Source organism: Azotobacter chroococcum (assembly GCF_004339665.1).
In the GTDB taxonomy this organism is placed as follows: Bacteria; Pseudomonadota; Gammaproteobacteria; order Pseudomonadales; family Pseudomonadaceae; genus Azotobacter; species Azotobacter chroococcum.
Map to the genome: position 1 here is coordinate 113,984 of NZ_SMMU01000002.1, position 13,042 is coordinate 127,025.

At 64.8% G+C, this 13,042-nt stretch carries 15 protein-coding genes; 11 read left to right on the forward strand and 4 right to left on the reverse strand.

Annotated elements, in window-relative coordinates:
- Positions 1-15 precede the first annotated feature (15 nt).
- The 6 genes from rpmJ to rplQ all read left to right on the forward strand — a co-directional run bounded on the left by rpmJ (position 16) and on the right by rplQ (position 3,137).
- The gene (gene rpmJ, locus EV691_RS02695; RefSeq protein ID WP_003281814.1) at positions 16-132 is read left to right on the forward strand and encodes a 50S ribosomal protein L36; all 117 of its coding nucleotides are present in this window, start codon (positions 16-18) and stop codon (positions 130-132) included.
- A 133-nt stretch (positions 133-265) separates the two neighbouring features.
- On the forward strand, positions 266-622 hold the full coding sequence (rpsM, locus tag EV691_RS02700) for a 30S ribosomal protein S13 (RefSeq protein WP_012699324.1): 357 nt from the start codon (positions 266-268) through the stop codon (positions 620-622).
- Between the two features lie 30 nt (positions 623-652).
- Positions 653-1,042 (forward strand): 30S ribosomal protein S11, encoded by a 390-nt coding sequence (rpsK, locus tag EV691_RS02705; RefSeq protein WP_039806105.1) that lies wholly within the window; start codon positions 653-655, stop codon positions 1,040-1,042.
- A 16-nt stretch (positions 1,043-1,058) separates the two neighbouring features.
- Positions 1,059-1,679: a 30S ribosomal protein S4 gene (gene rpsD, locus EV691_RS02710; protein ID WP_089169343.1), complete on the forward strand. Its 621-nt coding sequence runs from the start codon at positions 1,059-1,061 to the stop codon at positions 1,677-1,679.
- A gap of 22 nt (positions 1,680-1,701) precedes the next feature.
- Positions 1,702-2,703 carry a DNA-directed RNA polymerase subunit alpha gene (locus EV691_RS02715; RefSeq protein ID WP_089169342.1) on the forward strand — a complete coding sequence of 334 codons (1,002 nt, stop codon included), beginning with the start codon at positions 1,702-1,704 and terminating at the stop codon, positions 2,701-2,703.
- Between the two features lie 44 nt (positions 2,704-2,747).
- A complete protein-coding gene (gene rplQ, locus EV691_RS02720) occupies positions 2,748-3,137 on the forward strand; it encodes a 50S ribosomal protein L17 (RefSeq protein WP_089169341.1) in 390 nt (129 codons plus the stop codon).
- 100 nt (positions 3,138-3,237) lie between these two features.
- Here rplQ and uvrA read toward each other — a convergent pair whose 3' ends face one another.
- On the reverse strand, positions 3,238-6,072 hold the full coding sequence (gene uvrA / locus EV691_RS02725; RefSeq protein ID WP_131298955.1) for an excinuclease ABC subunit UvrA: 2,835 nt from the start codon (positions 6,070-6,072) through the stop codon (positions 3,238-3,240).
- A gap of 114 nt (positions 6,073-6,186) precedes the next feature.
- Here uvrA and EV691_RS02730 point away from each other — a divergent pair, with 114 nt between their 5' ends.
- Both EV691_RS02730 and EV691_RS02735 read left to right on the forward strand, forming a co-directional pair.
- Positions 6,187-7,575: an MFS transporter gene (locus tag EV691_RS02730; RefSeq protein WP_131298954.1), complete on the forward strand. Its 1,389-nt coding sequence runs from the start codon at positions 6,187-6,189 to the stop codon at positions 7,573-7,575.
- 9 nt (positions 7,576-7,584) lie between these two features.
- Positions 7,585-8,082 (forward strand): single-stranded DNA-binding protein, encoded by a 498-nt coding sequence (locus EV691_RS02735; protein ID WP_131255356.1) that lies wholly within the window; start codon positions 7,585-7,587, stop codon positions 8,080-8,082.
- A 53-nt stretch (positions 8,083-8,135) separates the two neighbouring features.
- On the opposite strand, the gene EV691_RS24230 is transcribed toward EV691_RS02735, so the two are convergent.
- Both EV691_RS24230 and EV691_RS02740 read right to left on the reverse strand, forming a co-directional pair.
- Complete coding sequence (locus tag EV691_RS24230) at positions 8,136-8,288, reverse strand: hypothetical protein (RefSeq protein WP_242672563.1); 153 nt, start codon at positions 8,286-8,288, stop codon at positions 8,136-8,138.
- Positions 8,282-9,058, reverse strand: coding sequence for a LysR family transcriptional regulator (locus tag EV691_RS02740; protein ID WP_242672562.1), 777 nt, complete (start codon positions 9,056-9,058; stop codon positions 8,282-8,284). The genes EV691_RS24230 and EV691_RS02740 overlap by 7 nt, the downstream gene beginning before the upstream one ends.
- A gap of 130 nt (positions 9,059-9,188) precedes the next feature.
- Between EV691_RS02740 and EV691_RS02745 the strand changes: the two genes are divergently transcribed.
- The 3 genes from EV691_RS02745 to EV691_RS02755 all read left to right on the forward strand — a co-directional run bounded on the left by EV691_RS02745 (position 9,189) and on the right by EV691_RS02755 (position 12,151).
- On the forward strand, positions 9,189-9,926 hold the full coding sequence (locus EV691_RS02745; RefSeq protein ID WP_131298953.1) for an SDR family oxidoreductase: 738 nt from the start codon (positions 9,189-9,191) through the stop codon (positions 9,924-9,926).
- A 409-nt stretch (positions 9,927-10,335) separates the two neighbouring features.
- On the forward strand, positions 10,336-11,220 hold the full coding sequence (locus EV691_RS02750) for a sugar nucleotide-binding protein (RefSeq protein ID WP_131298952.1): 885 nt from the start codon (positions 10,336-10,338) through the stop codon (positions 11,218-11,220).
- Complete coding sequence (locus EV691_RS02755) at positions 11,213-12,151, forward strand: NAD-dependent epimerase/dehydratase family protein (RefSeq protein WP_131298951.1); 939 nt, start codon at positions 11,213-11,215, stop codon at positions 12,149-12,151. Before EV691_RS02750 ends, EV691_RS02755 begins: the two co-directional genes overlap by 8 nt.
- Before the next feature lie 92 nt (positions 12,152-12,243).
- Here EV691_RS02755 and EV691_RS02760 read toward each other — a convergent pair whose 3' ends face one another.
- The gene (locus EV691_RS02760) at positions 12,244-12,918 is read right to left on the reverse strand and encodes an OmpW/AlkL family protein (RefSeq protein WP_089169336.1); all 675 of its coding nucleotides are present in this window, start codon (positions 12,916-12,918) and stop codon (positions 12,244-12,246) included.
- Positions 12,919-13,042 lie beyond the last annotated feature (124 nt).

Genomic DNA, 13,042 nt, shown 5'->3' on the forward strand with positions numbered 1-13,042 from the left:
TTCGAGGAGTTGGTGATGAAAGTTCGTGCGTCGGTGAAAAAGCTGTGCCGTAACTGCAAGATCATCCGCCGCGACGGTGTCGTGCGCGTGATCTGCAGCGCGGAGCCGCGTCACAAGCAGCGCCAAGGCTGAGTGTGAACCTCGCGTGATGAACCCGGCAGCTAGTGTGCTGCCGGGTTGATTCTTTTTTATTACAGCGCTAGTATCCTGCGCCCTATTTCTTGGCTTCCAGGGCGTGGGTAGCTGTCAATTGGAGTTCCACTGAATGGCCCGTATCGCAGGCGTCAACATTCCAGATAACAAGCATACTGTTATCTCGCTGACCTATATCTATGGTGTCGGTCGTACCACTGCACAGGCTATCTGTGCCGCTACCGGCGTCAATCCGGCAGCAAAGATCAAGGATCTCTCGGACGAGCAGATCGAGCAACTGCGTGGCGAAGTAGCCAAGCTCACCACCGAGGGTGACCTACGCCGCGAAGTCAACATGAAAATCAAGCGCCTGATGGATCTGGGCTGCTACCGCGGCCTGCGTCATCGCCGTGGCCTGCCGGTTCGCGGTCAGCGTACCAAGACCAACGCCCGTACCCGCAAGGGTCCGCGCAAGCCGATCCGCAAGTAATCGCGTTCGCGAATCGACAGGAATTTAATCATGGCAAAACCTGCTGCTCGTCCTCGTAAGAAAATCAAAAAGACCGTGGTGGATGGCATTGCCCATATCCATGCGTCCTTCAACAACACCATCGTGACCATCACCGACCGTCAGGGCAACGCGCTGTCCTGGGCGACCTCGGGTGGTTCCGGTTTCCGCGGCTCCCGTAAGAGCACTCCGTTCGCTGCCCAAGTGGCTGCCGAGCGTGCCGGCCAGGCTGCTCTGGAGTACGGTCTGAAGAACCTCGACGTGAACGTCAAGGGTCCCGGTCCGGGTCGCGAATCCGCCGTGCGCGCCCTCAATGCCTGCGGTTACAAGATTGCCAGCATCACCGACGTGACCCCGATCCCGCACAACGGTTGCCGTCCGCCGAAGAAGCGTCGCGTGTAATAGGAGACAGTGAAGAATGGCTCGTTACATTGGTCCCAAATGCAAACTGTCCCGTCGCGAAGGCACTGACCTGTTCCTGAAGAGCGGCTCCCGTGCGCTCGAGTCCAAGTGCAACGTCGAGTCGGCTCCCGGTGTTCATGGTCAGCGCCGTGGTCGTCTGTCCGAGTACGGTTCCCAGCTGCGCGAGAAGCAGAAAGTCCGCCGTATCTACGGTGTGCTGGAGCGTCAGTTCAGTGGTTACTACAAGGAAGCCAGCCGCCGCAAGGGTTCCACCGGCGAAAACCTGCTGCAGCTGCTTGAGTGCCGCCTGGACAACGTCATCTATCGCATGGGCTTCGGCGCCACCCGTGCCGAATCCCGCCAGCTGGTTTCGCACAAGGCCATTACCGTCAATGGCCAGACCGTGAACATCCCGTCCTACCAGATCAAGGCCGGCGACGTCGTGGCCATTCGCGAGAAAGCCAAGAATCAGCTGCGCATTGCTCAGGCTCTTGAACTCTGCGCCCAGCGCGGCCGCGTCGAGTGGGTTGAAGTGGATACCGAGAAGAAGTCTGGCGTGTTCAAGAGCGTGCCGGCCCGCAGCGACCTGTCTGCCGACATCAACGAAAACCTGATTGTCGAGCTCTACTCCAAGTAAGGGCTAGAAAATAGGTATATCCATGCAGAGTTCGGTAAATGAGTTCCTGACCCCCCGCCACATCGATGTGCAGGCGGTCAGTCCGACCCGCGCCAAGATCACGCTCGAGCCTCTCGAGCGCGGTTTTGGTCATACCCTGGGCAATGCCCTGCGTCGCATCCTGCTGTCCTCCATGCCCGGCTGCGCAGTGGTCGAGGTTGAGATCGACGGCGTGCTTCATGAGTACAGTGCCATCGAAGGCGTGCAGGAAGATGTCATCGAAATCCTGCTCAACCTGAAGGGCCTGGCCATCAAGCTGCACGGTCGCGACGAAGTCACGCTGAGCCTGAGCAAGAAGGGCCCAGGCGCGGTCACCGCTGCCGATATTCAGCTGGATCATGATGTCGAAATCGTCAACGGCGGCCATGTAATCGCCAACCTGGCGGACAACGGCGTACTGAACATGAAGCTCAAGGTGGCTCGTGGGCGTGGCTATGAGCCCGCCGATGCCCGCTTGAGCGACGAAGACGAAAGCCGCAGTATCGGTCGTCTGCAGCTCGACGCTTCCTTCAGCCCGGTCCGTCGTGTTGCCTACGTGGTGGAAAACGCCCGTGTCGAGCAGCGCACCAACCTGGACAAGCTGGTCATCGATCTGGAGACCAACGGTACCCTGGATCCCGAAGAGGCCATCCGCCGTGCCGCGACCATTCTGCAGCAGCAGCTGGCCGCGTTCGTCGACCTCAAGGGTGACACCGCACCGGTGGTGGTCGAGCAGGAAGACGAGATCGATCCGATCCTTCTGCGTCCGGTCGACGATCTGGAGCTGACCGTACGTTCGGCCAACTGCCTGAAGGCGGAGAACATCTACTACATCGGTGACCTGATTCAGCGCACCGAAGTGGAGCTGTTGAAGACTCCGAACCTGGGCAAGAAGTCCCTGACCGAAATCAAGGACGTTCTGGCTTCCCGTGGTCTGTCCCTCGGTATGCGCCTCGACAACTGGCCGCCGGCAAGTCTGAAGAAGGACGACAAGGCTACGGCCTGAGCGTCATAACCACCGAACGAACAAGTTTGGTAAGGAATTTAACCATGCGTCATCGTAAAAGTGGCCGTCATCTGAGCCGCACCAGCGCACACCGCAAGGCCATGTTCCAGAACATGGCGGTGTCGCTGTTCGAGCACGAACTGATCAAAACCACCCTGCCCAAGGCCAAGGAACTGCGTCGCGTCGCCGAGCCGCTGATCACCCTGGCCAAGGAAGACAGCGTCTCCAACCGTCGCCTGGCCTTTGATCGTACCCGTTCGAAGTCCGCCGTCGGCAAGCTGTTCAACGACTTGGGCAAGCGCTATGCCAACCGTCAGGGCGGCTATCTGCGTATCCTGAAGTGCGGTTTCCGCGCCGGCGACAACGCCCCCATGGCCTATGTCGAGCTGGTGGATCGTCCGGTTGCCGAGGCTGTGGAAGCAGCTGCCGAGTAAACGTGGACGAGCGACAAGAAACCGGGCCCAGTGCCCGGTTTTTTGTTGTTCTCGAAAGTGCTTGAGCGGCACGGTCCGTTCTCCGGGGCGCCGCCACGCATTACACCCGATCCCGTTCTAGCAGTGGGGCGAGGAAGCGCCCGGTGAACGACTGCGGCATCGCCGCCACGGCTTCCGGCGTGCCACGGGCAATGATCTGCCCGCCGCGCGAGCCGCCTTCCGGACCGAGGTCCACCAGCCAGTCGGCGGTCTTGATCACGTCCAGGTTGTGCTCGATCACCACCACGGTGTTGCCGTGGTCGCGCAGGCGGTGCAGCACGTCGAGCAACTGCTGGATGTCGGCGAAGTGCAGGCCGGTGGTTGGCTCGTCGAGGATATACAGGGTCTTGCCGGTGTCGCGCTTGGACAGTTCGCGCGACAGCTTGACGCGCTGTGCCTCGCCGCCGGAGAGGGTGGTGGCGTTCTGTCCCAGCCTGATATAGGACAGCCCTACGTCGATCAGCGTCTGCAGCCGACGGGCCACCGCCGGAATCGGATCGAAGAGCTCGCGGGCCTCCTCGATGGTCATCTCCAGCACCTCGTGGATGCTGCGTCCCTTGTACTTCACCTCCAGGGTCTCGCGGTTGTAGCGCTTGCCCTTGCAGACGTCGCAGGGCACGTAGATGTCCGGCAGGAAGTGCATCTCCACCTTGATCACACCATCGCCCTGGCAGGCCTCGCAGCGCCCACCCTTGACGTTGAAGGAGAAGCGTCCCGGACCGTAGCCGCGCGAGCGGGCCTCCGGCACGCCGGCGAACAGCTCGCGGATCGGGGTGAAGAGGCCGGTATAGGTCGCCGGGTTGGAGCGTGGTGTGCGGCCGATCGGGCTTTGGTCGATGTCGACCACCTTGTCGAGATGCTGCAGTCCGTCGAAGGAGGTGTATGGCGCAGTCTCCAGGGAGGTGGCGCCGTTCAGCGCGGTGGCGGCGAGCGGGAACAGGGTGTTGTTGATCAGCGTCGATTTGCCCGAGCCGGATACCCCGGTGACGCAGGTGAACAGGCCGACCGGGATTTCCAGGTCGACGTTCTGCAGGTTGTTGCCGCGCGCGCCCCTGAGCGTCAGCAGCTTCTGCGGATCGCGCGGCGTGCGGTGGGCCGGCACGGCGATCTTCATCCGGCCGGAAAGGTACTTGCCGGTCAGCGAGTCGGGGTGGGCCATCACCTCGGCGGGCGTACCCTCGGCGACGATCCGCCCGCCGTGCACGCCGGCGCCGGGACCGATGTCGACCAGGTAGTCGGCCAGACGGATGGCGTCCTCGTCGTGCTCCACCACGATCACCGTATTGCCGAGGTCGCGCAGGTGGGTGAGGGTGGCCAGCAGGCGCTCGTTGTCGCGCTGGTGCAGGCCGATGGAGGGTTCGTCGAGGATGTACATCACTCCCACCAGGCCGGCGCCGATCTGACTGGCCAGGCGGATGCGCTGCGCCTCACCGCCCGACAGGGTGTCGGCGCTGCGGTCCAGGGTCAGGTAGTCGAGGCCGACGTTGACCAGGAACTGCAGGCGCTCGCGGATTTCCTTGAGGATCTTCTCGGCGATCTCGCCACGCCGGCCGCTCAGCGACAGGCCGGCGAAATAGCTGCGGGCCTCGCCTACCGGCAGCGCGGTGACCGCCGGCAAGGTCTTTTCGCCGATCCAGACATGCCGTGCCTCGCGGCGCAGGCGGGTGCCGCGGCACTCCGGGCAGGGCTGAGTGCTGAGCAGTTTGGCCAGCTCCTCGCGCACACTGGCGGACTCGGTCTCGCGGTAGCGGCGTTCGAGGTTGGGAATGATGCCTTCGAACGGATGCGCCCGGATGACGATGTCGCCGCGGTCGTTGAGATAGCGGAACTCGATGCTCTCGCGGCCGCTGCCCTGCAGCAGGACCTTTTGCTGGGCGGCCGGCAGCTCCTCGAACGGTTCTTCGAGGCTGAAGCCGTAGTGCGCGGCCAGCGAGCCGAGCATCTGGAAGTAGTAGACGTTGCGCCGGTCCCAGCCGCGGATCGCGCCTTCGGCGAGGGACAGCTTGCCGTTGACCAGCCGGCGCGGATCGAAGAACTGCCTGACCCCCAGGCCGTCGCAGGAAGGGCAGGCGCCAGCCGGGTTGTTGAAGGAGAACAGCTTGGGCTCCAGCTCGCCGATCGAGTGTCCGCAGTGCGGGCAGGCGAAGCGCGCGGAGAAGATGATTTCCTCGCCTTCCTCGCCCTCCATGGGGGTGATCAGGGCGATGCCGTCGGCCAGTTTCAGCGCGGTCTCGAAGGACTCGGCCAGGCGCTGCTGCAGGTCGCCGCGGACCTTGAAGCGGTCCACCACCACCTCGATGCTGTGCTTTTTCTGCTTGTCGAGTTTCGGCAGCTCGTCCAGTTCAAAGAGCTTGCCGTCGACCCGGGCGCGGATGAAGCCCTGGGCGCGCAGCTCCTCGAACACCGAAAGATGCTCGCCCTTGCGCTCGCGGACCACCGGGGCCAGCAGCATCAGTTTGCTGCCCTCGGGCAGTGCCAGCACCTGGTCGACCATCTGACTGACGGTCTGTGCCTCCAGCGGCACGTCGTGTTCCGGGCAGCGCGGGATACCGACCCGGGCGTAGAGCAGGCGCAGGTAGTCGTAGATCTCGGTGATGGTGCCGACGGTGGAGCGCGGGTTGTGCGAGGTGGACTTCTGCTCGATGGAAATCGCCGGCGAAAGACCCTCGATGGCATCGACATCGGGTTTTTCCATCATCGACAGGAATTGCCGGGCGTACGCCGAGAGAGATTCCACGTAGCGGCGCTGGCCCTCGGCATAGAGGGTGTCGAAGGCCAGCGAGGACTTGCCGGAGCCGGACAGGCCGGTGATAACGATCAGCTTGTCGCGGGGCAGGGTGAGGTCGATGTTCTTCAGGTTGTGGGTGCGCGCCCCACGGATCAGGATCTTGTCCAAAGCGGCCTCGCATGGCGGGCGGAAATCCGCGAGTATACGGCGCGCCGCAGGCGGCTGGCATGGGCTGGCCAGGCAGCGGCTGGTAGAATCGTGCCTTTTCACGAGGACTGGAGCATGCACGACCGCGAGCGCATGAGTGGCAGCGAAATCCGGGCGGGAGGCGGACTGGCGCTGGTGTTCGCCTTTCGCATGCTGGGCATGTTCATGGTGCTGCCGGTGCTCGCCACCTATGGCATGGACCTGACGGATGCTACGCCGGCGCTGATCGGCCTGGCGATCGGCGCCTACGGGTTGACCCAGGCGCTGTTGCAGATTCCCTTCGGCATGCTCTCCGACCGCATCGGTCGTCGTCCGGTGATCTATGCCGGCCTGGTGATCTTCGCCGCCGGTGCGGTGCTGGCGGCCACTGCCGACTCCATCTGGGGGGTCGTCGCTGGACGTGTGCTGCAGGGCGCCGGGGCCATCTCGGCGGCGGTGATGGCGCTGCTCTCCGACCTGACCCGCGAACAGCATCGCACCAAGGCCATGGCCATGATCGGCATGAGCATCGGCCTGTCGTTCGCCGCGGCCATGGTGATCGGCCCGCTGCTGACCCGTGCCTTCGGGCTGTCCGGGCTGTTCTGGGCGACCGCCGGCCTGGCCCTGCTCGGCATCCTGCTCGTCGCTGCACTGGTGCCTAAGGCGCCGCAGGTCCTGCAGCACCGCGAATCAGTCGTGGCGCGCCAGGCGCTGGGCGCCACGCTGCGCCATCCCGACCTGCTGCGCCTGGATTTCGGCATCGGCGCGCTGCATGCGATCCTCATGGCCACCTTCATCGCCCTGCCGCTGGCCCTGGTGGAGCAGGGCAGCTTGCCCCGGGAGGAGCACTGGTGGGTGTACCTGGTCGCCCTGCTGGTGGGCTTCTTCGGCATGGTCCCGTTCATCTTCTACGCTGAAAAGAAGCGTCGGATGAAATGGGTGTTCTGCGCGGCGGTGGCGGTTCTGCTGTTCTGCGAGCTGTATTTCTGGCTGCTCGGTGGCGGCCTGGTGGCGCTGGTGGTGGGAGCGGTGGCGTTCTTCACCGCCTTCAACCTGCTGGAGGCCTCCCTGCCGTCGCTGGTCAGCAAGGTCGCCCCGGCCGGAGGCAAGGGCACGGCGATGGGCGTATATGCCACCAGCCAGTTCCTCGGCGCGGCGCTGGGCGGCATCTTCGGCGGCTGGCTGTACCAGCAGGGCGGACTGGGTGCAGTGTTCGTCGGCTGTGCGCTGCTCTGCGCCCTATGGCTGGCGATAGCTGTTACCATGCGCGAACCTCCCTACGTCACCAGCCTGCGCTTGCCGCTGTCGCCCGCGGCCCTGCGCGATGCGGCCCTGCGCGAGCGCCTGTTGGCCGTGCCCGGAGTGGCGGATGTCATGGTGGTGGCCGAGGAGGCCGCCCTCTATATCAAAGTGGATACCCAAAAACTGGACCGCACGTCCCTCGAGCGCCTGATCGACCCGGCGCCGGCGCGTGCTGAAGCCTAGGAGAACGTTATGGCCCGTGGGGTTAACAAAGTCATTCTGATCGGCAACGTCGGCGGCGACCCGGAAACCCGGTATCTGCCCAATGGCAATGCGGTCACCAACATCACCCTGGCCACCACTGACGCCTGGAAGGACAAGCAGACCGGCCAGCAGCAGGAGCGCACCGAATGGCACCGCGTGGTGTTCTTCGGCAAGCTCGCCGAGATCGCCGGCGAATACCTGCGCAAGGGCTCGCAGTGCTACGTCGAGGGGCGTCTGCAGACCCGCAAGTGGCAGGGCCAGGATGGTCAGGACCGCTACACCACCGAAATCGTCGTCGACATGAACGGCACCCTGCAGCTGCTCGGCGGCCGCGGCGGCAACGCCGACGACGCCCCCCGCGCGCCGCGTCCCCCGCGCGAGCCGCAGCAGCAGGCCCAGGCTCCGCAGTCGCGTCCCGCCCCGCAGCAGGACCGGCAGCCGCCGGCGCCGGACTACGACAGCTTCGACGACGACATCCCGTTCTGAGCCCGCTTTCCCGCCTGCCATGCGGCAGGCGGGGATTCAGATCTCTCGGTCCTTCACGCGCGCCTTGTCGCCTCAGGCGGCGCAAAACGCTCGGCATAGAGCGCCGAAACCCACTCGACGAAGACCTTGACCCGCGGCGACAGCTGGCGGTGATAGGGATAGAGCACCGAGACCGGCAGGCCGGGGCTGGGCCAGTCCGTCAGCACCTCCTCCAGCCTTCCGCTGCGAGATGTTCCTCCACCCGGAAGCGCGGCACCTGGATCAGTCCGCAGCCGCCCAGCGCACAGGTGCTGTAACACTCCGCGTCGTTGACCGAAATCCAGCCGCCCACCTCGAACTCCGCCACCTCACCGTCGATCAGGAAGCTGAAGGGGTAGCGGATGTTGGGATTGCTGGAGAAGAAGCCCACCGCCTGATGGCCCGCCAGCTCGGCGGGGTGGGCGGGGCAGCCGTGGCGCTTCAGGTAGTCCGGGCTGGCGCAGACCACCTCCGGCATCAGCGCCAGGCGCCGTGCCACCAGCGAGGAGTCGCGCGGGTTGCCGGCGCGCACCACGCAGTCGATGCCTTCGCCGACCAGGTCAACCAGGCGGTCGCCACTGCTGATGATCAGCTCGATCTGCGCGTAGCGGCGGCGGAATTCCTGAATGCGCGGCAGGATGATCAGGTTGGCATGGGCGCCGTGGAGGTCCAGGCGCAGGATGCCGCGCGGGTTGGCCAGTGTGGTGCTGAGGGAGGACTCGGCGTCCTCCAGATCGCCGAAGATGTGCTTGCAGCGCTCGTAGAAGACCTGTCCGTCCAGCGTAGGGCGCACTTGGCGGGTGGTGCGCTCCAGCAGCCGCGCGCCGAGTCGTTCCTCCAGTGTCTTGATGGCGTGGGTGGCCGTGGCGCGGGGAATGTCCAGGGCGCCGGCCGCCCGAGTGAAGCTGCCCTGCTCGACGATGCGAGTGAAGAGCTGCAGGGTGTCGAATCTGTCCATGGGCACCGCAATTGTTGTGGTTAATTGAATAATCCTGGCAATTCCTGCGCATTTATCCAAGGAGTCCCGGCTACCAGAATCACTTCCAGCAGGGACGGCCTTCGTCGCCCCGTCACGCAGGAGTGAAGTCATGCAGACAGTCAACAAGGCGGCCATCGTCACGGGAGCTGCGCGCGGCATCGGTCGGGCCATCGCCCGGCGCTTGGCGCAGGACGGCTTCGCGGTGGCCGTCAACTACGCCGGCAACCAGGTCATGGCCGAGTCGGTCGTGGCGGAAATCGTCGCCGCCGGCGGCCGGGCCATCGCTGTGCGCGGTGATGTGGCCGAGCCGGCCGATATGGAGCACCTGTTCGCCAAGACGCGGGTGACCTTCGGGCGCATCGACGTGGTGGTCAACAGTGCCGGAATCATGTCCTGCCTGACGATTGCCGATGGCGATCTCGAGCAGTTCGACTGGGTGATCCGCACCAATCTGAGCGGCGCCTTCGTCGTGCTCTCCCAGGCGGCCCGGCAGGTGGGGCGTGGCGGGCGAATCATCGCTCTGTCGAGCAGTGCGATCGCCAAGTCCTTTCCCGGTTATGGTCCCTACATCGCCAGCAAGGCGGGCGTCGAGGGACTGGTGCAGGTCCTGGCCAACGAGTTGCGCGGGCGCGAGGTCAGCGTCAACGCCGTGGCGCCGGGGCCGGTCGCCACCGAGCTGTTCTTCGCCGGCAAGAGCACGGAACAGCTCGATCAGCTGAGCAAGCTGCCGCCGCTGGAGCGCCTCGGCGCGCCTGAGGACATCGCCGCGCTGGTGTCCTTTCTCGCCGGCCCGGACGGCGGCTGGATCAATTCCCAAGTGCTGCGCGCCAACGGCGGCTTCGCCTGAGCCCGGACAGTCAAGGAGGCATGCGATGCCCCGTATCCTGGTTCCCGATCATCTCAAGGTCACCGTCGGCGAGTCGGCGCTGGCGAGCCTGGCTGCCTCAGTCAGTGGGGTGCTCGTCGAGGTGCCGTCATCGGCTGGATCGCCTTCTTCACCCGCGGCGTCACGGCCCGCCACGGCCACTCCCTGCTCTGGTTACCTTGTCGGTACACAGGCACAGGGCAGGGGGCCGGTACGGCGAGTGGCGGCCCGTGGCGCAGGCGGTAGTGACGTACAGGGTTGAAAGCCGCACAATACCGTCCAATTGCTAGGGTTGGCTTGGCCGCCTTGGCGCCGATCAGTGCAGATGACGAACCGTTTTCAGTCTTTCCATGTATCCATTCCTTCTGCCAGCCCAGGATAATCTCCTCCCATGCATATGCGCCTGATGCTGCTGGGGGGCGGCAGTGCCCTGGGGCGGGCCCTGATCCACCTGGGCGCCGAGGCCGACATCAGCTTCCTGGCTCCCCGTCCGCCGGAGCAGGGCTGGGATTCGGCCAGCCTGACCCTTCTGCTCGACGAGACCCGGCCCGATGCGCTGGTCAATCTCGCCTACTACCACGACTGGTTTCAGGCCGAGACCCTCGAGGCCGCGCGTCTGGCGACCCAGGAGCGCGCCACCGAGCGTCTCGCCGAACTTTGCCAGCATCATCAGATCATCCTGCTGCAGCCTTCCAGCTATCGGGTCTTCGACGGTACCCGAGCCACGGCCTACGGCGAAAAGGACGAGCCCATGCCGCTCGGGCTGCGCGGGCAGTCCTTGCTGCGCATCGAGCAGGGCGTGCGCTCGATCTGTCCCCGCCATGTGCTGCTGCGTTTCGGCTGGCTCTACGACGACAGCCCCGACGGGCTGCTCGGGCGTTTTCTCCTGCGTGCCGAACGGGAAAGCGTGCTGGCGCTTGCCGACGACCGACGCGGCAACCCGACGCCGGTGGACGATGCCGCGCGGGTGATGCTCGCCGTGCTGAAGCAGCTGGACTGCCGGGCGCCGCTGTGGGGTACCTACCACTATGGCGGGCACGAGGCGACCACTGCTCTGGCATTCGGCCAGGCGGTCCTTGGCGAAGCGCGCGTCCACCGTCGGCTGGCCGTCGAGGACATCCAGGCCCAGCCGCACGCGGCGAGTCCGGATGCGGCCGAAGAGCCGCAGCATGCGGTGCTATCCTGCAAGAAGATTCTCAACACCTTCGGCATCAAGCCACGCGCCTGGCGCGCCGGTTTGCCGAGCCTGCTGGATCGCTATTATCGCCATGTCTGATCTGCCCGTTCTGGTCACCGGTGGGGCCGGCTTCATCGGCTCGCATCTGGTCGATGCGCTGCTCGCCAGGGGATATTCCGTGCGCGTGCTGGACAACCTGTCGAGCGGCAAGCCGGGCAATCTGCCGCTCGGCGATCCTCGCCTCGAACTGGTCGAGGGGGATGTCGCCGATGCCGGCCTGGTGCGGGACATCATGGTCGGCTGCGGCGCGGTGGTCCATCTGGCCGCCGTGGCCTCGGTGCAGGCCTCGGTGATCGATCCGGTGGGGACCCACCGGAGCAATTTCATCGGCACCCTGAATGTCTGCGAGGCGATGCGCGAGCATGGCATCAGGCGTGTACTGTTCGCCTCCAGCGCCGCGGTCTACGGCAACAACGGGGAAGGGGAGGCCATCGACGAGGACACGCCGAAGGCGCCACTCACCCCCTATGCGGCGGACAAGCTGGCCAGCGAGCATTACCTTGACTTCTATCGCCGCCAGCACGGGCTGGAGCCGGCGATCTTCCGCTTCTTCAATATCTACGGGCCGCGGCAGGATCCTTCGTCACCCTATTCGGGGGTGATCAGCATCTTCACCGAGCGGGCCGCCAAGGGCCTTCCGATCACCCTGTTCGGCGATGGCGAGCAGACCCGCGATTTCGTTTATATCGCCGATCTCATCGGGGTGCTGCTACAAGCCCTGGAGGCGCCGCAGGTCCTGCCCGGAGCGGTGAATGTCGGCTTGAACCGCAGCCTCAGCCTGAACCGGCTGCTCGAGGAAATCTCGGCGCTGTTCGGCGGTTTGCCGGAGGTGCGCCGGGAGGCTGCGCGTCCCGGCGATATCCGTCACTCGCGGGCGGACAACCGGCGCCTGATGGAGCGCTACCGGTTGGCCGAGCCGACGTCGATGGCTGCCGGCCTGGCCTGTCTGCTGGGGCGTGCACGGCCCTGATGGCCGGTGCTGGAGGTGGCTTTTATGGTGCCGCGGGGAGTGACAAACGAAAAAGGCGCCCGGTTGGCGCCTTTTTCGTTGCTGGGGCTGGTTCAGAACTTGTAGCCCAGGGCGACCATGTAGACCCAGGGGTTGACGTCCACGTCGACGGTGACTTTGCTGTCGTTCAGGTAGGTGGTGGCCTTGGTTTCGATGTCGATGTAGCGCACCTGGGCGTTGAGCATGAGGGTGTCGGTCAGCATGTAGTCCACGCCGATCTGCGCGGCCAGGCCGACGGAGTTCTGCATGTCCAGGCCGCTGAAGCCCTTGCCTTCGGCGGCCTTGCCCAGCTTGGTCTCGAAGATGTAGGTGTAGTTGACGCCTACCCCGACGTAGGGCTGGATGGTGGCGTTGGGCGACAGCGGGTAGTAGACCAGGCTGACGGTCGGCGGCAGCTGCTTGAAGTCGCCGAGGCGGCCGTCCAGGTTGCCGGGGAGGCCCTTGCCTTTCACTTCGTGGGTGAAGGGAGTAGCAGCCAGGTATTCGATGCCGACGTGGTCGGTCAGCATGTAGAGGTAGTTCAGACCGAGCTGGGTATCACTGTCGAGGGTGGCCTTGGTACCGGAGAGCTTGCCGGCGCCGGCGAGGCGGATGTCCTCGCTGTCTTCGCGCGGGTCGACGGTGACCGCACCGGCCCGCAGGATGATGTCGCCGCGCTCGTGCGCAGTGGCATAGGGGGCTGCCAGAGCCATGGTAACCAGGGAAAGGGCGAACAGTGAGTTACGCATGGTCTTGCTCCTAAAGGCCCCACAGGTTTGTTGGCCTTTAATATGTTTGGTTCTTGGGGCTCATATTAGGCTGCTCGTGCCGGGCTGTTTTGATTCAACTCAATAAATAATGGCCACTATGTTC

Excerpts from the sequence above, each read along its gene's own strand:
- EV691_RS02760 (WP_089169336.1), bottom strand. The coding sequence starts at position 12,918 with ATGCGTAACTCACTGTTCGCCCTTTCCCTGGTTACCATGGCTCTGGCA.
- rpmJ (WP_003281814.1), top strand. The coding sequence starts at position 16 with ATGAAAGTTCGTGCGTCGGTGAAAAAGCTGTGCCGTAACTGCAAGATC.
- rpsK (WP_039806105.1), top strand. The coding sequence starts at position 653 with ATGGCAAAACCTGCTGCTCGTCCTCGTAAGAAAATCAAAAAGACCGTG.
- rplQ (WP_089169341.1), top strand. The coding sequence starts at position 2,748 with ATGCGTCATCGTAAAAGTGGCCGTCATCTGAGCCGCACCAGCGCACAC.
- rpsM (WP_012699324.1), top strand. The coding sequence starts at position 266 with ATGGCCCGTATCGCAGGCGTCAACATTCCAGATAACAAGCATACTGTT.
- EV691_RS02735 (WP_131255356.1), top strand. The coding sequence starts at position 7,585 with ATGGCCCGTGGGGTTAACAAAGTCATTCTGATCGGCAACGTCGGCGGC.
- EV691_RS02745 (WP_131298953.1), top strand. The coding sequence starts at position 9,189 with ATGCAGACAGTCAACAAGGCGGCCATCGTCACGGGAGCTGCGCGCGGC.
- EV691_RS02740 (WP_242672562.1), bottom strand. The coding sequence starts at position 9,058 with ATGGACAGATTCGACACCCTGCAGCTCTTCACTCGCATCGTCGAGCAG.
- EV691_RS02750 (WP_131298952.1), top strand. The coding sequence starts at position 10,336 with ATGCATATGCGCCTGATGCTGCTGGGGGGCGGCAGTGCCCTGGGGCGG.
- EV691_RS02730 (WP_131298954.1), top strand. The coding sequence starts at position 6,187 with ATGCACGACCGCGAGCGCATGAGTGGCAGCGAAATCCGGGCGGGAGGC.
- EV691_RS02755 (WP_131298951.1), top strand. The coding sequence starts at position 11,213 with ATGTCTGATCTGCCCGTTCTGGTCACCGGTGGGGCCGGCTTCATCGGC.
- EV691_RS02715 (WP_089169342.1), top strand. The coding sequence starts at position 1,702 with ATGCAGAGTTCGGTAAATGAGTTCCTGACCCCCCGCCACATCGATGTG.
- rpsD (WP_089169343.1), top strand. The coding sequence starts at position 1,059 with ATGGCTCGTTACATTGGTCCCAAATGCAAACTGTCCCGTCGCGAAGGC.